The sequence below is a fragment of the Pseudomonas neuropathica genome (genome assembly GCF_051174785.1).
Taxonomy (GTDB): Bacteria; Pseudomonadota; Gammaproteobacteria; order Pseudomonadales; family Pseudomonadaceae; genus Aquipseudomonas; species Aquipseudomonas neuropathica_A.
Window position 1 is genome coordinate 3,077,067 of sequence record NZ_CP195111.1, and the last position, 18,861, is coordinate 3,095,927.

16 protein-coding genes are annotated in these 18,861 nt (G+C 59.9%); 9 read left to right on the top strand and 7 right to left on the bottom strand.

The window, feature by feature from the left end; genetic code table 11:
* Positions 1 to 121: 121 nt before the first annotated feature.
* The 3 genes from rho to ACRRSD_RS14040 form a co-directional block, all read right to left on the bottom strand.
* Positions 122 to 1,381, bottom strand: a complete 1,260-nt coding sequence (gene rho, locus ACRRSD_RS14030) for a transcription termination factor Rho (RefSeq protein ID WP_003229334.1) — start codon at positions 1,379 to 1,381, stop codon at positions 122 to 124.
* A gap of 249 nt (positions 1,382 to 1,630) precedes the next feature.
* The gene (trxA, locus tag ACRRSD_RS14035) at positions 1,631 to 1,960 is read right to left on the bottom strand and encodes a thioredoxin TrxA (RefSeq protein WP_003206727.1); all 330 of its coding nucleotides are present in this window, start codon (positions 1,958 to 1,960) and stop codon (positions 1,631 to 1,633) included.
* A 120-nt stretch (positions 1,961 to 2,080) separates the two neighbouring features.
* Positions 2,081 to 2,788 (bottom strand): FadR/GntR family transcriptional regulator, encoded by a 708-nt coding sequence (locus ACRRSD_RS14040; protein ID WP_435038411.1) that lies wholly within the window; start codon positions 2,786 to 2,788, stop codon positions 2,081 to 2,083.
* 256 nt (positions 2,789 to 3,044) lie between these two features.
* On the opposite strand from ACRRSD_RS14040, the gene ACRRSD_RS14045 reads away from it, so the two are divergent.
* From ACRRSD_RS14045 to ppx, 5 genes are all read left to right on the top strand, one after another.
* The gene (locus ACRRSD_RS14045; RefSeq protein WP_095049377.1) at positions 3,045 to 3,830 is read left to right on the top strand and encodes a transporter substrate-binding domain-containing protein; all 786 of its coding nucleotides are present in this window, start codon (positions 3,045 to 3,047) and stop codon (positions 3,828 to 3,830) included.
* A gap of 21 nt (positions 3,831 to 3,851) precedes the next feature.
* Positions 3,852 to 4,520, top strand: coding sequence for an amino acid ABC transporter permease (locus ACRRSD_RS14050; RefSeq protein ID WP_122604505.1), 669 nt, complete (start codon positions 3,852 to 3,854; stop codon positions 4,518 to 4,520).
* Positions 4,517 to 5,167 carry an amino acid ABC transporter permease gene (locus ACRRSD_RS14055; RefSeq protein WP_435038412.1) on the top strand — a complete coding sequence of 217 codons (651 nt, stop codon included), beginning with the start codon at positions 4,517 to 4,519 and terminating at the stop codon, positions 5,165 to 5,167. The genes ACRRSD_RS14050 and ACRRSD_RS14055 overlap by 4 nt, the downstream gene beginning before the upstream one ends.
* Complete coding sequence (locus ACRRSD_RS14060; protein ID WP_007911148.1) at positions 5,154 to 5,891, top strand: amino acid ABC transporter ATP-binding protein; 738 nt, start codon at positions 5,154 to 5,156, stop codon at positions 5,889 to 5,891. Before ACRRSD_RS14055 ends, ACRRSD_RS14060 begins: the two co-directional genes overlap by 14 nt.
* A 234-nt stretch (positions 5,892 to 6,125) precedes the next feature.
* Positions 6,126 to 7,628, top strand: coding sequence for an exopolyphosphatase (ppx, locus tag ACRRSD_RS14065; RefSeq protein WP_435038413.1), 1,503 nt, complete (start codon positions 6,126 to 6,128; stop codon positions 7,626 to 7,628).
* A gap of 282 nt (positions 7,629 to 7,910) precedes the next feature.
* Here ppx and ppk1 read toward each other — a convergent pair whose 3' ends face one another.
* Together ppk1 and hemB are read right to left on the bottom strand one after the other, a co-directional pair.
* Positions 7,911 to 10,136: a polyphosphate kinase 1 gene (gene ppk1, locus ACRRSD_RS14070; RefSeq protein WP_435038414.1), complete on the bottom strand. Its 2,226-nt coding sequence runs from the start codon at positions 10,134 to 10,136 to the stop codon at positions 7,911 to 7,913.
* Positions 10,137 to 10,154: 18 nt separating this feature from the next.
* A complete protein-coding gene (hemB, locus tag ACRRSD_RS14075; protein WP_435038415.1) occupies positions 10,155 to 11,168 on the bottom strand; it encodes a porphobilinogen synthase in 1,014 nt (337 codons plus the stop codon).
* 207 nt (positions 11,169 to 11,375) lie between these two features.
* Between hemB and ACRRSD_RS14080 the strand changes: the two genes are divergently transcribed.
* Together ACRRSD_RS14080 and elbB are read left to right on the top strand one after the other, a co-directional pair.
* Complete coding sequence (locus ACRRSD_RS14080; protein ID WP_134175996.1) at positions 11,376 to 12,026, top strand: DedA family protein; 651 nt, start codon at positions 11,376 to 11,378, stop codon at positions 12,024 to 12,026.
* 290 nt (positions 12,027 to 12,316) lie between these two features.
* A complete protein-coding gene (gene elbB / locus ACRRSD_RS14085) occupies positions 12,317 to 12,985 on the top strand; it encodes an isoprenoid biosynthesis glyoxalase ElbB (protein ID WP_038359087.1) in 669 nt (222 codons plus the stop codon).
* A gap of 130 nt (positions 12,986 to 13,115) precedes the next feature.
* On the opposite strand, the gene ACRRSD_RS14090 is transcribed toward elbB, so the two are convergent.
* Positions 13,116 to 13,571: a YaiI/YqxD family protein gene (locus ACRRSD_RS14090; protein ID WP_221730814.1), complete on the bottom strand. Its 456-nt coding sequence runs from the start codon at positions 13,569 to 13,571 to the stop codon at positions 13,116 to 13,118.
* A 122-nt stretch (positions 13,572 to 13,693) separates the two neighbouring features.
* On the bottom strand, positions 13,694 to 15,589 hold the full coding sequence (locus ACRRSD_RS14095) for an FTR1 family protein (protein ID WP_435038416.1): 1,896 nt from the start codon (positions 15,587 to 15,589) through the stop codon (positions 13,694 to 13,696).
* 258 nt (positions 15,590 to 15,847) lie between these two features.
* Between ACRRSD_RS14095 and ACRRSD_RS14100 the strand changes: the two genes are divergently transcribed.
* Both ACRRSD_RS14100 and ACRRSD_RS14105 read left to right on the top strand, forming a co-directional pair.
* The gene (locus ACRRSD_RS14100) at positions 15,848 to 17,254 is read left to right on the top strand and encodes a COG3014 family protein (protein WP_435038417.1); all 1,407 of its coding nucleotides are present in this window, start codon (positions 15,848 to 15,850) and stop codon (positions 17,252 to 17,254) included.
* Positions 17,255 to 17,464: 210 nt separating this feature from the next.
* Positions 17,465 to 18,859: a COG3014 family protein gene (locus ACRRSD_RS14105; protein WP_435038418.1), complete on the top strand. Its 1,395-nt coding sequence runs from the start codon at positions 17,465 to 17,467 to the stop codon at positions 18,857 to 18,859.
* Positions 18,860 to 18,861 lie beyond the last annotated feature (2 nt).

Sequence of the window (18,861 nt, forward strand, 5' to 3'; positions counted from 1 at the left end):
CACTTCCTGCCCTTATGGATACCTGCCGATCAAACAAAAGGACTGAAGCATCAGCAAGATCATGCCCCTCGAAAGTAAAAAAAACGCCCCCTTTCGGGAGCGTTCTTTTACACAGCTGCGTTTACTTGCGCTTCATCGACAAGAAGAACTCGTCGTTGGTCTTGGTCGTTTTCAGCTTGTCGACCAGGAACTCGATGGCAGCCACTTCGTCCATCGGGTGCAGCAGCTTGCGCAGGATCCACATACGCTGCAGTTCGTCATCGGCAGTCAGCAACTCTTCGCGGCGGGTGCCGGAGCGGTTGATGTTGATGGCCGGGAACACACGCTTCTCGGCGATCTTGCGATCCAGAGGCAGCTCCATGTTGCCGGTACCCTTGAACTCTTCGTAGATCACTTCGTCCATCTTCGAGCCGGTTTCAACCAGCGCGGTGGCGATAATGGTCAGCGAGCCGCCTTCTTCGATGTTCCGCGCAGCGCCGAAGAAACGCTTTGGTTTCTCCAGGGCGTGGGCATCGACACCACCGGTCAATACCTTGCCGGAGCTCGGGATCACGGTGTTGTAGGCACGGGCCAGACGGGTGATGGAGTCGAGCAGGATCACCACGTCTTTCTTGTGCTCGACCAGGCGCTTGGCCTTCTCGATCACCATTTCGGCTACCTGTACGTGACGGGTCGGCGGCTCGTCGAAGGTCGAGGCAACCACTTCGCCGCGCACGGTGCGCTGCATTTCGGTTACTTCTTCCGGACGCTCGTCGATCAGCAGCACGATCAAGTGAACTTCAGGGTTGTTACGGGCGATATTCGCTGCAATGTTTTGCAGCATGATCGTTTTACCGGCTTTCGGCGGTGCGACGATCAGGCCACGCTGGCCTTTGCCGATCGGGGCGCACAGGTCGATCACGCGACCGGTCAAGTCTTCGGTGGAACCGTTACCGGCTTCCATCTTCATGCGCACGGTCGGGAACAGCGGGGTCAGGTTCTCGAAGAGAATCTTGTTTTTCGCGTTCTCAGGACGATCGAAGTTGATCGTATCGACCTTGAGCAGGGCGAAATACCGCTCGCCTTCCTTCGGAGGACGGATCTTGCCAACGATGGTGTCACCGGTACGCAAGTTGAAGCGGCGGATCTGGCTTGGCGAGACGTAGATATCGTCCGGGCCGGCCAGGTAGGAAGCGTCAGCGGAGCGCAGGAAGCCGAAGCCGTCCTGGAGAATCTCCAGCACGCCATCACCGGAGATTTCCTCGCCGCTTTTCGCGTGCTTTTTCAGCAGGGAGAAAATCACGTCCTGCTTGCGCGAACGGGCCATATTTTCTATGCCCATCTGTTCGGCCAATTCGAGCAGTTCGGTAATCGGCTTTTGCTTGAGTTCAGTCAGATTCATATAGGAATGACGTAATCATTTATGGAGGGGGGGAAATTAAGCTTTTGGCTTAATGAGGCCGCGCCGCAGAGAAGGCGACAGGATCGCGTACTTATTCGAAAAGGAGTGCGTCGGCGACGGCTAGCAGGGGGCAATGGAGAAACCAGTGCGGGGCCGAATGTACCACCTGAGTTTCGGAGCGTCTAGCCCTGAATACGCAAAAAGCCCCGCTGATTGCGGGGCTTTTTTTCAGGCACTTTACAGCGACGCTTAGATGTTGGCGTCGAGGAAAGCCGCCAGTTGCGACTTCGACAGGGCGCCGACTTTGGTCGCTTCAACGTTGCCGTTCTTGAACAGCATCAGGGTCGGGATACCACGCACGCCGTGCTTGGCCGGGGTTTCCTGATTCTCGTCGATGTTCAGTTTGGCAACGGTCAGCTTGCCTTTGTAAGTCTCGGCAATCTCGTCCAGAACCGGAGCGATCATTTTGCAAGGACCGCACCATTCAGCCCAGTAATCGACCAGGACAGCGCCTTCGGCCTTGAGTACGTCGGCTTCGAAGCTAGCGTCGCTAACGTGTTTGATAAGATCGCTGCTCATGGAATTCTCCAGGTTGTAAGCAAAAAAACGTGGCCCATCATAGCCGCCCTTCCCCTGTTCAGGAAGCCGCAGTTGATTGAGTCTTGCTATGGCACTTGATGAGTTTGGGTATAGCTCAAGTCAAGCCGTGGCGGGGGCAATGAAGGAAATTCCGGTACGCAGGGCGGCGTTGCGCACGTGTTCCTGCATGGCTTTTTGCGCAGCACCCGACGCCCGGCGCGCGAGGGCCCGGAGGATCTTGCGGTGTTCCTGCCATGTTTCCATGGCGCGTTCAGCACGGATGAACGGTAGTTTCTGGCTCTCCAGGAACATCTCGGCGCTGGCGGTGAGGATGCTCAGCATCGCCTGATTGCCGCTGGCCAACAGGATGCGGCGGTGGAACTCGAAGTCGAGTTTCGCCGCCGCTTCAAAGTCGCCGACCTTCAATTGCTCGCGCATGGCCGCGATATTGTCTTCCAGCGCATCCAGATCGAACGTGCTCAACGTCACCGCCGCCAGTCCGGCGGCAAAGCCTTCCAGCGCATAGCGCAATTGAAAAATGTCCAGCGGTGACGCCTGCGCCGCAAACGACCACCCCGGCGCGCTGTCGCCCCGCGACAATTCCACCGGCGACTGCACGAACACACCTTTGCCCGGCTGAATGCTGACCACACCCAGCGCGCTCAGTGATGACAACGCCTCACGCAACGACGCCCGGCTGACGCCCAGTTGCAGCGCCAGGTCCCGCTGCGAAGGCAAAGCATCACCCGCACCGAAACCTTGCTCGGTGATCAGTTTGCGGATCGCTTGCAGCGCCACTTCGGGTACCGCACGGGAAATCGAGTTCATGGTTTTTCAGACGCGCCAGGCCAATGTGCGGCTAGTTGTAAAGCTATTCGGCGAGTCCGGCAAGTCGTGCCCCAGCGGGGTTCGGTGCACAGGGCCGGTGCGCCATGGCAGTGCGAAAAACAACCTGACTGTTCAGACCAGTAAGACCGAACAAACCCGCTAAAACCATGGCCTGCCGGGATGACAACCGCGTATTGGCACGGCCCATGCTCTGTCCGATCGCAGAAATCACTTCCCGCCGATCCGGAGATTGTTCATGACCAAGCGTTACAGCGCCCTCCTCGCCGCCCTGTTTTCCTCTCTGTTGCTCAGCCAGGCTCCCGCTCACGCCGACGGTCTGGACGATGTGGTCAAACGCGGCACGCTAAAAGTCGCCGTGCCCCAGGACTTCCCGCCGTTCGGCTCGGTCGGCCCGGACATGAAACCTCGCGGCCTGGACATCGACACCGCGAAACTGCTGGCCGATCAACTCAAGGTCAAACTCGAACTGACCCCGGTCAACAGCACCAACCGCATCCCGTTCCTGACCACCGGCAAGGTCGATCTGGTGATTTCCAGCCTCGGCAAAAACCCTGAGCGCGAGAAAGTCATCGATTTCTCCCGCGCCTATGCACCGTTCTACCTCGCCGTGTTCGGTCCGCCAGACGCGGCGATCGCCAGCCTCGACGACCTCAAGGGCAAGACCATCAGCGTCACCCGTGGCGCCATCGAAGACATCGAGCTGAGCAAAGTCGCCCCCGAAGGCGTGACCATCAAGCGCTTCGAAGACAACAACTCGACCATCGCCGCCTACCTCGCCGGGCAAGTGGACCTGATCGCCAGCGGCAACGTGGTGATGGTCGCGATCAGCGAAAAGAACCCGAAGCGTGTGCCGGCGTTGAAAGTGAAGCTCAAGGACTCGCCGGTTTACGTCGGCGTGAACAAGAACGAAGCGGCGCTGCTGGCCAAGGTCAACGACATCCTGACCACCGCCAAGGCTGACGGCGCACTGGAAAAGAATTCGCAGACCTGGCTGAAAGAGCCGCTGCCGGCCGATCTCTGATCGACTGCGCGGGAGACCTTCATGGCTTATCAGTTCGATTTCATGCCGGTGGTGGAAAACACCGACCTGTTGCTGCGCGGTGCGCTGTTCACCCTTGAGCTGACGGCCATCGGCGCGTTGCTCGGGGTCGGCGTCGGGATTGTCGGGGCGTTGGTGCGGGCGTGGCACATCCGCCCGTTCTCGGCGATCTTCGGCGTCTACGTCGAGTTGATCCGCAACACGCCGTTTCTGGTGCAGTTGTTCTTCATCTTCTTCGGCCTGCCGTCGCTTGGCGTGCAGATTTCCGAGTGGCAGGCGGCGGTGCTGGCGATGGTGATCAACCTCGGCGCCTATTCGACGGAGATCATTCGCGCCGGCATTCAAGCAATCCCACGCGGGCAATTGGAAGCCGCAGCGGCATTGGCGATGACCCGCTTCGAAGCGTTTCGTCATGTGGTCTTGCTGCCGGCGCTGGGCAAGGTCTGGCCGGCGCTGAGCAGCCAGATCATCATCGTCATGCTCGGCTCGGCGGTATGTTCGCAGATCGCCACGGAAGAGCTGAGCTTCGCCGCCAACTTCATTCAGTCGCGCAACTTCCGCGCCTTTGAAACCTACGCGCTGACCACGCTGATCTATCTGTGCATGGCGCTGCTGATCCGCCAGTTACTGAACTGGATCGGCCGGCGCTACATCAGCAGGAGCCGCGCATGAGCGATTTCACCTTCTGGGACATCCTGCGCAACCTGCTCACCGGCCTGCAATGGACGCTGGCGTTGTCGCTGGCGGCGTTTATCGGCGGCGGGATTGTCGGGTTGCTGATCCTGATCATGCGCATCTCGAAAAACTCTCTGCCAAGCAGCATCGCCCGCACCTGGATCGAGTTGTTCCAGGGCACGCCATTGTTGATGCAGCTGTTTCTGGTGTTCTTCGGCGTTGCGTTGGCCGGGATCGAAATCTCGCCATGGATGGCCGCAGCGATTGCCCTGACCTTGTTCACCAGCGCCTATCTGGCAGAGATCTGGCGCGGCTGCGTCGAGTCGATCTCCAATGGCCAGTGGGAAGCCTCGGCGAGTCTGGCGCTCAATCCTCTGGAGCAATTGCGCTACGTGATCCTGCCGCAAGCGTTGCGCATTGCCGTGGCGCCGACCGTGGGCTTCTCGGTGCAAGTGGTCAAAGGCACCGCAGTGACCTCGATCATCGGCTTCACCGAGCTGACCAAAACCGGCGGCATGCTCGCCAACGCCACATTTGAACCGTTCATGGTCTACGGCCTCGTCGCCCTCGGCTACTTCCTGCTCTGCTACCCCTTGTCCCTCAGTGCGCGCTACCTGGAAAGGAGACTGCATGCCTCTGCTTAGAATTTCCGCCCTGCATAAATACTACGGCGATCACCACGTGCTCAAAGGCATCGACCTCAGCGTCGAGGAAGGCCAGGTGGTAGCAATCATCGGCCGCAGCGGCTCGGGCAAATCCACCCTGCTGCGCACGCTTAACGGCCTGGAGTCGATCAACGACGGTGTGATCGAAGTCGACGGCGAATACCTCGACGCTGCTCGCGCCGATCTGCGCAGCCTGCGGCAGAAGGTCGGCATGGTGTTCCAGCAGTTCAATCTGTTCCCGCACCTGACCGTGGGCGAAAACGTCATGCTCGCGCCGCAAGTGGTGCAGAAAGTGCCGAAAGCCAAAGCGGCGGAGTTGGCGCGCGAGATGCTTGAGCGCGTGGGTCTCGGGGAAAAGTTCGATGCGTTCCCTGATCGATTATCCGGCGGCCAGCAACAGCGCGTGGCGATTGCCCGGGCATTGGCGATGTCGCCGAAAGTGTTGTTGTGCGACGAAATCACCTCGGCGCTCGACCCGGAACTGGTCAATGAAGTGCTCAGCGTGGTGCGGCAATTGGCCAAGGAAGGCATGACATTGATCATGGTCACCCACGAAATGCGCTTTGCCCGCGAGGTGGGAGACAAATTGGTGTTCATGCACCATGGCAAGGTGCATGAGGTGGGGGACCCGAAAGTGTTGTTTGCCAACCCGCAGACGGCGGAGCTGGCGAACTTTATTGGCACCGTCGAAGCGACAGCCTGAAATAGCCGTAGTGATGGGGCGGACGCCTTCGCGAGCAGGCTCGCTGCCACAGGGATCTCTGTTGGACCACTATGGTGAGTTCGCTGCAAAACCTGTGGGAGCGAGCCTGCTCGCGAATGGCCGCGCCGCGGTCTCAAGCTTTTCTGCGCTGAATCAACGGTTTGAACCATGCGCGTTGGCGCCAGCCTTTGATCGTGGCACGATGTCGGGGTTATCGAACGAGACCCCCTGACCATGCCGCAATCCCAAGCCAAGAATCTGTCCCTGATCGCCGCAATCGACCTGGGCTCCAACAGCTTTCACATGGTCGTGGCCAAGGCCCAGAATGGCGAAATCCGCATTCTCGAGCGTCTCGGCGAAAAGGTTCAGTTGGCCGCCGGCATCGACGATGAGCGCAAACTCAACGAAGAATCGATGCAACGCGGCCTCGATTGCCTCAAGCGTTTTGCCCAACTGATCAACGGTATGCCGCTGGGCGCCGTGCGCATCGTCGGCACCAACGCCCTGCGTGAAGCGCGCAACCGCCTCGCATTCATCCACCGCGCCGAAGAAATCCTCGGCCACCCGGTGGAAGTCATCTCCGGCCGTGAAGAAGCGCGACTGATTTATCTGGGCGTGTCGCACACCCTTGCCGACACCCCGGGCAAACGTCTGGTCGCCGACATCGGCGGCGGCAGCACCGAGTTCATCATTGGCCAACGCTTCGAACCGCTGCTGCGCGAAAGTCTGCAAATGGGCTGCGTCAGCTTCACTCAGCGCTACTTCAAGGACGGTAAGATTACCCCAGCCCGCTACGCTCAGGCGTACACCGCAGCGCGGCTGGAGATCATGAGCATCGAACACGCCCTGCACCGGCTGACCTGGGATGAAGCCATCGGCTCCTCGGGCACCATCCGTGCGATCGGCCTGGCCCTGAAGGCTGGCGGTCACGGCACCGGCGAGGTGAATGCCGAAGGTCTGGCCTGGCTCAAGCGTCGCCTGTTCAAGCTCGGTGACGTCGACAAGATCGACTTCGAAGGCATCAAGCCTGATCGCCGGACAATCTTCCCGGCGGGCCTGGCGATTCTCGAAGCAATCTTCGACGCCCTCGAATTGCAACGCATGGACCACTGCGACGGCGCACTGCGTGAAGGCGTGCTCTACGACCTGCTCGGTCGTCATCATCATGAAGACGTGCGCGAACGTACGTTAACTTCGCTGATGGAGCGCTATCACGTCGACCTGGAACAGGCGGCGCGGGTGGAACGCAAAGCCTTGCACGCGTTCGATCAAGTGGCGGCGGACTGGGAACTGGATGACGGCATCTGGCGCGAACTCCTCGGCTGGGCGGCGAAAGTTCACGAAGTCGGACTCGATATCGCGCACTATCACTACCACAAGCACGGCGCCTACCTGATCGAGCACTCGGACCTTGCCGGGTTCTCTCGCGAAGACCAACAGATGCTCGCCCTATTGGTGCGTGGCCATCGCCGCAACATCCCCAAAGACAAGTTTGCCGATTTCGGTGACGACGGCGACAAGCTGATCCGCCTGTGCGTGCTGCTGCGCTTTGCGATCCTGTTCCACCACATTCGCGGCACCCAGGCGATGCCGCAGGTGGTGTTGCACGCTAAGGGCAACAACCTGGATGTGGAGTTTCCGCAGAACTGGCTGGATGAGAATCAGCTGACTCAGGCGGATTTCGGGCTTGAGGCGGATTGGCTGACGCGAGTGGGGATTGTTCTTACTGTTCACTGATACACCGCCAACCTCCCCTTCGGCAGCTTCTGCAAAGGGGTTTCGGGTACAAAAAAGGCGATCCGCTCGGATCGCCTTTTTTATTGGGTTCGGTTTGAGATTGGGGGTGGGCCTGCCCCTCACCCCAGCCCTCTCCCGAGGGAGAGGGAGCCGATCTCCGTTGGCTTCGAAGCCTGAGTTCGACTCGGTATTGCAAGTCGGCGTAACCCTGACATCCACCTCGGTCAGTCCCCTCTCCCTCCGGGAGAGGGTTAGGGTGAGGGGCTTTTGACCTTTAAGACCTCAACTGCTCACTGGCAAAATCGGGCTGCCCAACCGCTCCAGCAACGTTGCCTGCGCACTGCGCGGGTTCTGGTTACCGGTCGGCGTGTTGCGGATGTAACGGCCATCCGACTGCAGGCTCCAGCTGTGGGTGTTGTCGGTCAGGTACAGCTCCAGCTCTTTTTTCACGCGGGTCAGCAGCTTCTTGCCCTCCACCGGGAAGCAAGTCTCGACGCGCTTGTCGAGGTTGCGCTCCATCCAGTCGGCGCTGGAGAGGAACATCTGCTCGTCGCCGCCATTGAGGAAGTAGAACACTCGGGTGTGCTCAAGGAAGCGGCCGATGATCGAGCGCACATGGATGTTGTGCGAAACCCCGGCGATGCCCGGACGCAGGCAGCACATGCCACGCACCACCAGATCGATGCGCACGCCTGACTGGCTGGCCTTGTACAGCGCGCGGATGATCTTCGGATCGGTCAGCGAGTTGAACTTGGCAATGATGTGCGCCGGTTTGCCGTCGAGCGCAAATTGCGTCTCGCGGGTGATCATGTCGAGCATGCCCTTCTTCAGGGTGAACGGCGCATGCAGCAGCTTCTTCATGCGCAGGGTTTTACCCATGCCGATCAGCTGGCTGAACAGTTTGCCGACGTCTTCGCACAAGGCGTCGTCGGAAGTCAGCAGGCTATAGTCGGTGTACAGCTTGGCGTTGCCGGCGTGGTAGTTACCGGTGCCAAGGTGCGCATAACGCACGATCTCGCCAGCCTCGCGACGCAGGATCAGCATCATCTTGGCGTGGGTCTTGAAGCCGACCACACCATAAATCACCACCGCACCGGCCGCTTGCAGACGGCTGGCCAGTTGCAGGTTGGATTCTTCGTCAAACCGGGCGCGCAGCTCGATGACCGCCGTCACTTCCTTACCGTTACGCGCGGCATCCACCAGCGCATCGACGATCTCGGAGTTGGCACCAGAGCGGTACAGGGTCTGGCGCACAGCCAGAACGTGCGGATCCTTCGCCGCCTGACGCAGCAGGTCAACCACCGGGGTGAACGACTCGAACGGGTGCAGCAAGAGGATGTCCTGCTTGCTGACCACGCTGAAAATGTTTTCGCTGTTCTGCAGCAGTTTCGGGATCTGCGGGGTGAACGGCGTGTATTGCAGCTCCGGATGGCTGTCCAGACCGGTGATGCTGAACAGCCGCGTCAGGTTGACCGGGCCGTTGACCTGATACAGCTCGCTCTCGCTCAGGTTGAACTGCTTGAGCAGGTAGTCCGAAAGATGTTTCGGGCAAGTGTCGGCGACTTCCAGACGTACCGCATCGCCGTAGCGACGCGAGAACAACTCGCCACGCAGCGCGCGGGCCAGGTCTTCGACGTCTTCGGAGTCGAGCGCCAGGTCGGCGTTTCGGGTCAGACGGAACTGGTAGCAGCCCTTGACCTTCATGCCCTGGAACAGGTCATCGGCGTGGGCGTGGATCATCGACGACAGGAATACATAGTTGTCGCCGGGGCCGCCGACTTCTTCCGGCACCTTGATGATCCGTGGCAGCAGGCGCGGCGCGGGGATGATCGCCAGACCGGAGTCGCGACCGAAGGCGTCGATACCTTCCAGTTCAACGATAAAGTTCAGGCTCTTGTTCACCAGCAACGGGAACGGGTGCGTCGGGTCGAGGCCGATCGGCGTGATGATCGGCGCGATCTCGTCGCGGAAGTAGCGGCGCACCCAGGTTTTGATCTTGGTCGTCCAGTGGCGGCGACGGATGAAGCGCACTTGGTGCTTCTCCAGCTCCGGCAACAGGATGTCGTTGAGGATCGCGTACTGACGATCAACGTGACCGTGCACCAGCTCGCTGATCCGCGCCAGCGCTTGATGCGGCTGCAAGCCGTCAGCACCGGCCTGTTCACGGGCGAAGGTGATCTGCTTCTTCAGACCGGCGACGCGGATCTCGAAAAATTCGTCGAGGTTGCTGGAGAAGATCAGCAGGAACTTCAAGCGTTCCAGCAGCGGATAGGACTCGTCCAGCGCCTGTTCCAGCACGCGGATATTGAATTGCAGTTGCGAAAGCTCACGGTGGATGTACAGGCTGCTGTCATCCAGGCCCGGGATCGCAATCACTGGTGCCGCCACGACAGGTTCGGCGACTGGCACGGGTGGCGCAGGCTCCAGCTCCGGTGGGGTCTCGGTGACTTGCTCGACCACCGGTTGAGCTTCTTTTACTGCAACTTCCGTGAGTCCTTCGGTATTCATTGAATGTTCCTGGGAGGGCTATTTCTGCTCTCGTAACAATTGAGCGGCGCGGACAGCAAAGTAAGTCAGGATGCCATCAGCGCCGGCACGTTTAAAGGCGGTCAGTGATTCAAGAATCACCGCCTCGCTCAACCAGCCATTCTGGATCGCCGCCATGTGCATGGCGTATTCGCCGCTGACCTGATAGACGAAGGTCGGCACTTTGAAGGCATCTTTTACCCGGAAAAGAATGTCCAGATAGGGCATGCCCGGTTTGACCATGACCATGTCCGCGCCTTCAGACAAGTCCGCACCCACTTCGTGCAGCGCTTCGTCACTGTTGGCCGGATCCATCTGATAGGAGGCCTTGTTGGCCTTGCCGAGGTTCGACGCCGAACCGACCGCATCACGGAACGGGCCGTAATAGGCACTGGCGTACTTGGCCGAGTAGGCCATGATCCGCACATTGACGTGACCGGCGATTTCCAGTGCTTCGCGGATTGCCTGAATGCGACCATCCATCATGTCCGACGGCGCGACAACCTGAGCGCCGGCTTCGGCATGGGACAGCGCCTGACGGACCAGGGCGTCAACGGTGATGTCGTTCTGTACGTAGCCTTCGTCGTCGAGAATGCCGTCCTGGCCGTGAGTGGTGAACGGATCCAGCGCAACATCGGTGATCACCCCCAGTTCCGGGAAGCGCTCACGCAGTGCACGGGTGGCGCGCTGGGCGATACCTTGAGGATTCCAGGCTTCAGCGGCGTCGAGGGATTTCAGTTCGGCTGGAGTGACCGGGAACAGCGCCAGCGCCGGAATCCCCAGCTCGACCCACTTGGCCGCTTCTTCGAGCAGCAAATCGATGGTCAGCCGCTCTACCCCGGGCATCGAGGCCACGGCTTCGCGGCGGTTTTCACCGTCAAGCACGAACACCGGCAGGATCAGGTCATCGACCGTCAGCACATTTTCCCGCACCAGCCGACGCGAAAAATCATCACGACGGTTGCGACGCAGGCGAGTGGCAGGGAACAGACGATTGGCAGGGGTAAAGCTCACGGCGGACTCCTGAGCCCGCGCAAACGGGCGAGCGTGACAGTTATAGACGGCCATTATGACGAACAGATGACAGTTATGTGTGCCCCGTGACATGTAGCCGCATTCCATTGTCAGTGTAGGAATTGTTCACGTCGAGACACATTTGGACACTTTCATGAATGTGTCCGAAGGGTTAGGCTGCGCGTTCATTTCGCCAGCACCCAGACAATGCTCCAACAATTTCTGCATGACTTTGGCTACTTTGCCTTGTTTCTCGGCACGTTCTTCGAAGGCGAAACCATTCTGGTGCTCGCGGGCTTCCTCGCGTTCCGTGGATACATGGACATCAACCTGGTGGTGGTCGTGGCGTTTTTCGGCAGCTATGCCGGCGATCAGCTGTGGTACTTCCTGGGACGCAAGCACGGGCGCAAATTGCTCGCGCGCAAACCGCGCTGGCAGTTGATGGGTGACCGCGCGCTGGAGCACATTCGCAAGCATCCGGACATCTGGGTGTTGAGCTTCCGTTTCGTTTACGGTCTGCGCACGGTGATGCCGGTGGCGATCGGCCTATCGGGCTATCCGCCGGGACGTTATCTGCTGCTCAACGGCATCGGTGCAGCGATCTGGGCCACGGCGCTGGCCGCTGCGGCTTACCACTTCGGCGCGGTGCTGGAAGGCATGCTCGGCAGCATCAAGAAGTACGAACTGTGGGTGCTCGGCGCGCTGCTGATTCTTGGCGTTGGCCTGTGGCTGCGCCGCCGCTTCAAGAATGCGCGGCTGGCCAAACAGGTCTACGCCGACGAGCAAGCCGCGAAAGCTGCACTGCTGAATCAAGCCGAAGTGGCCAAACCTGCCGAACCGAAGACGCCCGCCGAGTAACTCGCTGGCGACTGGCTACAGCCCGCCGGCACTGAGCGGGCCAGCTGACCCTTTCAGTCAGATACGTCACTTTTATCCTCGCTGCTCTGGCGCATTCAAGTTCGCCAGCGGCGTTCTCACGCCAAAAATCTCCCGCTCGTTACGCAGCAGGCAACCGCAAATAATGAACACCTCGCCGTCGTTGCGATCCATGTAGAAGGTGTTCCATGCAGGTGCAGCCACCCCTTGAGCCTATGGCAACGCGCGACAATTTAGTGGACATTTAGCGCCATGAATCTGGAGAGAAACCCATGAGCAAAAAAGTTGCAGTGATCCTGTCCGGCAGTGGTGTGTACGACGGCGCCGAAATCCATGAAAGCGTGATCACCCTGCTGCGCCTCGACCAACGCGGCGCGCAGGTACAATGCTTCGCCCCGAACATCGCGCAATTGCACGTGATCAACCACCTGACCGGCGAAGAAATGCCCGAGTCGCGCAACGTTCTGGTGGAATCGGCGCGCATTGCTCGCGGCAACATCAAAGACATCCGCGAAGCCGACGTCGATGACTTCGATGCGCTGATCGTGCCGGGTGGGTTTGGTGCGGCGAAGAACCTTTCGAACTTTGCCGTTGAAGGCGCGGGCTGCAGCGTGCAGCCGGAAGTGCTGGCGCTGGCCGAGGCGTTTGCCGAAGCAGGCAAACCGGTGGGCCTGATGTGCATTTCCCCGGCATTGGCGGCGAAGATCTATGGCCCGGGCGTGACCTGCACCATCGGCAATGATGCCGACACGGCCACAGCGATGAACAAGATGGGCGCCACTCACGAAGACTGTGCGGTGACGGAGATTATCGAAGACAAGGCGCGCAAACTGGTGACGACCCCGGCTTACATGCTGGCGCAGAACATCAGTGAGGCGGCTTCGGGGATCAACAAGCTCGTGGATCGCGTCCTCGAACTGACCCACGAAAACGACGCCTGATCCCCAACTGCGTACAAAACCAAAGGTGGGAGCGAGCCTGCTCGCGAAGGCGGTGTGTCATTCAACTCTATGTTGTCTGATACAACGCATTCGCGAGCAGGCTCGCTCCCACAGAGGATTTGTGTAGGGCTTAAGTTTTGCGCGTCAGTCGGGTGAGAATCCGGTCCAGCGCATTGGCAAACGCCTGTTTTTCGCGATCGCCAAACGGCGCGGGTCCGCCGCTCATCTGGCCCTGTTCGCGCAGATCGGTGAACAGGTTGCGCACGGCCAAGCGCTCGCCCATGTTCTGCGCATCGAACTCCTTGCCGCGTGGATCCAGCGCCGCGACGCCCTTCTTCACCAAACGATCGGCCAATGGAATATCGCTGCAAATCACCAGCTCACCCGGTACCGCGTGCTCGACCAGATAATCGTCCGCCGCATCCGGGCCGCTCGGCACCACGATCAGTTTGACGATGGCCAGCCCCGGCTTGATCTGCGGCTGCCCGGCCACCAGCACCACTTCAAACTGACGCTTGAGGGCAAACTTCACCACCAGATCCTTCGCCGCTCGCGGGCAGGCGTCGGCATCGATCCATACACGCATTTTTCTAACCTCCAAAAACAATTCGCGAGCAGGTCGAATCGTCGCACCGTCACTCCCACAGGTTACGCGTAAACCCTGTGGGAGCGAGCCTGCTCGCGAATATGAGCGCAGCGAATGCTTTTTTAGGCGACTACCCGCCGCTTTTCCGCCACCCAGCTACGCCCATACAGCACAACAATCGCCAGAATCGCCACCGCCTGCGCCGTCAACGAATACGCATCGGCATGAATCCCCAGCCAGTCGAATTCAAAGAACGCCACCGGCCGCGTGCCGAAGATCCCGGCTTCCTGCAACGCCTTCACACCATGCCCGGCAAACACCACCGACAGCGCGCACAGTAGCGCCGCGTTGATGCTGAAGAACAGCGTCAGCGGCAGCTTCGCCGAACCGCGCAGAATCACCCAAGCCAGACCAACCAGCAACACCAGCGCCGTTGCGCCACCCGCGAGCACCGCGTCATGCCCGGCTGGACCGGCCTGCAGCCACAGGGTTTCGTAAAACAGGATCACTTCGAACAACTCGCGGTATACCGAGAAGAACGCCAGAATCGCGAAACCGAAACGCCCGCCGCCACCGACCAGGCTGCTCTTGATGTAATCCTGCCAGGCCGCAGCATGCCGGCGGTCGTGCATCCACACGCCCAGCCACAAGACCATGACACTGGCAAACAGCGCCGTCGCGCCTTCGAGCAGTTCACGCTGCGAGCCGCTGACGTCGATCACATACGCCGCCAGCGCCCAGGTGCCGAGGCCGGCCAGCAGTGCCAGGCCCCAACCGACGTTGACGCTACGCACCGCCGACTGCTGGCCGGTGTTGCGCAGGAAAGCGAGGATCGCCGCCAGCACCAGAATCGCTTCTAGGCCTTCGCGCAGCAGAATCAGCAGGCCGGAGATGTAGCTCAGCGACCAGCTCAGGCCATCACTGCCGAGCAACCCGGCGGACTCCTTCAACTTCGCCTTGGCCGCGTCCAGACGCTGCTCGGCCTGCTCGACCGGCAAGCCGTCCTGCAACGATTGTCGATAGGCCATCAAGGACTTTTCAGTGTCCTTGCGCACATTGGCGTCGACGTTATCCAGTGAGCTCTCGACCAGTTCGAAGCCTTCCAGATAGGCCGCGACCGACAGGTCGTAGGCCTGATCGTGCTCTCCGGCGCGATACGCGGCCAGACTCTTGTCCAGCGTTGCAGCGGTGTAGTCGAGCAACTGCGCCGGGCCACGCTTGACCTGCGGCGGCTGCGCGCGTTGCGCACGGAACGTCGCTGCGGCCTGCGCGCCATCGACGGCCTGCACTTCGGCCGGTGTCTGGCGCGCCAGATCGGCGATGTTGTAGGTCTTCTCGGCATTGGCCGCCGTAGGATCGGCGCTGAAACCGGCGATGTAGGTGGCAAGATCCCAACGCTGTCGATCATCGAGCTGATCGGCAAACGCCGGCATATCAGTGCCTTCGACGCCTTGGCCGAGGGTGTTGTAGATCGCATACAGACTCAAGTGATCCAACCGCGCCGCATCCCGCAGATTGGCCGGCGGCGGGGTCATGCCGAGTCCCGCCGGGCCGTCACCGGCGCCGCTGTCGCCGTGGCACACCGAGCAGTTCTGCGCATAGAGTGGAGCGCCTCGGGTGGGATCGGGGGTGATGATCGGTGCCTGGCTGACTTCATATGCCACCGCCAGTTGTGCGCCCAGTTGCCGCGCCTGACGGGCCACTTCGGCGCCATCCTGCTTCGCGATGATCGCCGCCTTCAAAGCGCTGACACCTTGCTCCAGCGCAGCTTTTTCAGGCTTGGCCGGCATGCCGGCGATCAAGCCTTGCAGCGCCTGCGTAAACTCCAGTTGCTCGCGGTATTCAGAATCATCGACAACCTTGCCCGCCGCTACCGTCGGCGGGTAATCCGCACTGATGTAATCGAGCAGGTGCAGCGCTTGCGGCGCGCCTTCCACGGTATCGGCCAGCAGATTGAAGCTGCTCAAGGCAAACAATGGGAGCACCAGCCAGGCCAGAATTCGGGACGAGGCAGTCATGAACGGATCTCAAATGGAAATGCGAAGTTACATATTGTTCACTTCGCAGACTTTTCTCTCAAGCTTTGTCGGTTTTTCGCTTTTATTGGGCGGATATGCCCGGCAGACGAAAACCGCACTATCGCCGAGGATTGCCGCAGTGACAGGGTCCTTGATCGGCGCACATCGGCCCCCAACCTGAATCACAGCCATTGGCCAGCATCCGCCACTATACTGCGCGCGCCCTCAACATTTCGGCTCAAGGAGACACACCCGTTTATGCGGATCATCCCGTTGCTCGTCCTGCTCGCCACTGCTCCTTTATTGAACGGTTGCGCGGCTTACCGCGATTACGATCAGGAAATGCAGCAAACCACCGACGAGATGACCAAGGGCAACCTTACCGGTGCACTGGCGCTGGTCGAGATGCACAACCCGTGGGAAGACAAGGATCTGCTGTATTACCTGGAAACAGGCGCCATCCTCAGCGCTGGCAGCGCCCTGCCCGAAAGTCAGCAAGCGTGGCGCAGTGCTGACCGGATGATCTTCCAGCATGAAGAAGCCAACCCGTCAGGCGCCATGAAGTTGCTGGCACGGTTCGGCGATGAAATGGGCACCATGCTGGTCAACGACAAGTTGCGGCGCTACGAAGGCTACGATTACGAAAAGGTCATGCTGACCACGCAAATGGCCCTCAATCAGTTGTCCATCAACGATTTCGACGGGGCACGCGCCGACATCAAGAAAACCCACGAACGCGAAGCACTGATCGCCCGGCAGCGGGAAAAACAATACGAAGAAGCCGAAGAACAAGCCAAGACCCACGGCATCGTCTTGCGTTACAAGGATCTGCAAGGCTACCCCGTGGCCATTCTTGACGCGCCGAATGTGGTAGAGCTGAAGAACGGCTATCAGAGTGCTTTCAGCCATTATCTGGCTGGCTTCACTTACGAGGCCTTGGGCGAGCGAAACCTCGCGGCCCCCGGCTATCGCCAAGCGATCGAATTGCGCCCGGACCTGCCCTTTCTGCAAAAAGCCTTGCGCAATCTCGACAAGCCCATCGCGAAAACCGATGAAAGCGATGTGTTGATCATTATTCAGAGTGGCCTGGCACCTGCCCGCAGTTCGGTGCAAGTGCCTATTCCTGTGCGCCTGAACGAAAATCTGGTCATCGTCGCGCCGATTTCTTTTCCGGTGATGGTGCCGGACACCGTGACCCCCGGCTTCAGTCATGTCACGGTGGATGGTCGAAAACAGCCGCTGACCGTGATCAACAGCGTCACCGACATGTCCATCCGCACATTACGCGATGATATGCCGGCAATCATCTCGCGGGCGATGTTCCGCGCCAACATGGCCGCCATCAGTCAGGCTCAGGAGAACGAGCGCAATCCGGCCAAGGCTTCGCTGACAGTCACCCAGCATGACCCGTTTGAAGAAGCTGACACGCGAACCTGGCGGGCGCTGCCGGACAAAACACTGATCGCCCGCCTGCGCCTGAAAAAAGGTTTGCATACGTTTCGATTGCCAATTCCACCGACTGATTACCCGTTTCAATTACGCGTCGACCAAGACCACCAGATTCTGCATCTGCGAGTGTTCCGGGATCAGACATATACGGTGGGTTCGGCTTTCGTCCCGCGGGACACTCCGTTGCCGGAAAAAACGCCGACGCCTGACAAGTAATGGCACACCACCAAACACATGCAATCAAAAAGCAATTACATAGCCACTACGTCACGCCTATAATGCCGCGCCCTCGCCATGCGAGCCGGCACAAAAGCTCCTCCGGTAACGAGGAATTGGCAGGAGGCCAACGCCCTGTCGATGGGTCACATCAGCCCGACCAGCACACGCGGCTGCAGTTAAATCAGCTACTCAGGGAAGAAGTACCCCATGGTTTTCCGCGCTCCCACCTTGATCGCGCTCAGCGCCGTCACTCTGCTCTCCGGCTGTTCGGCGTTTCGCAACTACGACTCCGAACTGGCCCAGACCAATCAGCAACTGGCCACCGGCAACGTCGACGCCGCGCTGACCCTGCTGGAAAAGAACAACACCGGCCCTGACAAAGACCTGCTCTATTACTTCGAGAAAGGTGAATTGCTGCGCGCCAAGGGCGATCTGTCCGGCAGCCAGAATGCCTGGACCAGCGCCGACCAGGTGGTTGGCAAGTGGGAAGACTCGGTCAAGCTCGACACCGACAAGTACCTGGCTCAATTCGGCAGTTTCCTGGTCAACGACAAAGTGCGTCGCTACGAAGGCTACGACTACGAAAAAGTCATGCTGACCACGCAGATGGCCCTGAACCTGCTGGCAATCAATGACTTCGACGGCGCGCGTACCGCAATCAAGAAGACTCACGAGCGCGAAGCGGTGATCGCCGAGCTGCGTGACAAGGAATACCTCAAGAGCGAAGAAGAGGCCGAGAAAGAAGGCATCAAGACGCAGTACAAAGACCTGCAGGGCTATCCGGTCGCCAGTCTCGACGCGCCGGAAGTGGTCGGTCTGAAAAACAGCTACCAGAGTGCGTTCAGCCATTACCTGTCCGGTTTCGTCTATGAAGCCCTGGGCGAAAAAGGCCTGGCTGCACCGGGCTACCGCAAGGCTGCCGAATTGCGTCCGAACACGCCGCTGCTGGAACAGGCGCTGGTCAACCTCGACAAGCCGGGGAAATCCGACGACAGCGACATTCTCATCGTCGTCCAGAGTGGTCTGGCGCCAGCCCGCGACTCGATCCGCGTGCCGCTGCCATTGCCGATCTCCAACAATGTGGTGATCACGCCGCTGTCGTTCCCGATCATCAAGCCTGACACCTCCACGGCGACTTTCGCGCAAATCGGCGTCGACGGTCAGCAGGTCGATCTGACCGCGCTCAACAGCACCACCGCGATGTCCCGCCGGGCCCTGCGTGACGACATGCCGGGGATCATCCTGCGCACCACCGTGCGGGCAATCACCAAGGGTGTTGCGCAGAAGCAGATCAACGAAACCAACCCGCTGGCGGGTCTCGCCGTCGGTATCTCTTCAGCTGTGCTCGAAGGTGCCGATACCCGTACGTGGCGCACCCTGCCGGACAACACCCAAGTGGTGCGTCTGCGTCTGAAAAAGGGTGAGCATCAGGTTACCCTGCCAAGCGCCGTGGGCGGCTCGGTGGTCAAGGTGACTGTCGATCAGCGTTACCAAGTGATCACTTTGCGCGCCGTGGGCAACCAGGTGTTCGCCGGTGGTCTTGCCGCACACGTCATCCCGAGCGCCAGCGCGACCAACGTCGCCAGCCTCAAACAACCTTAAGA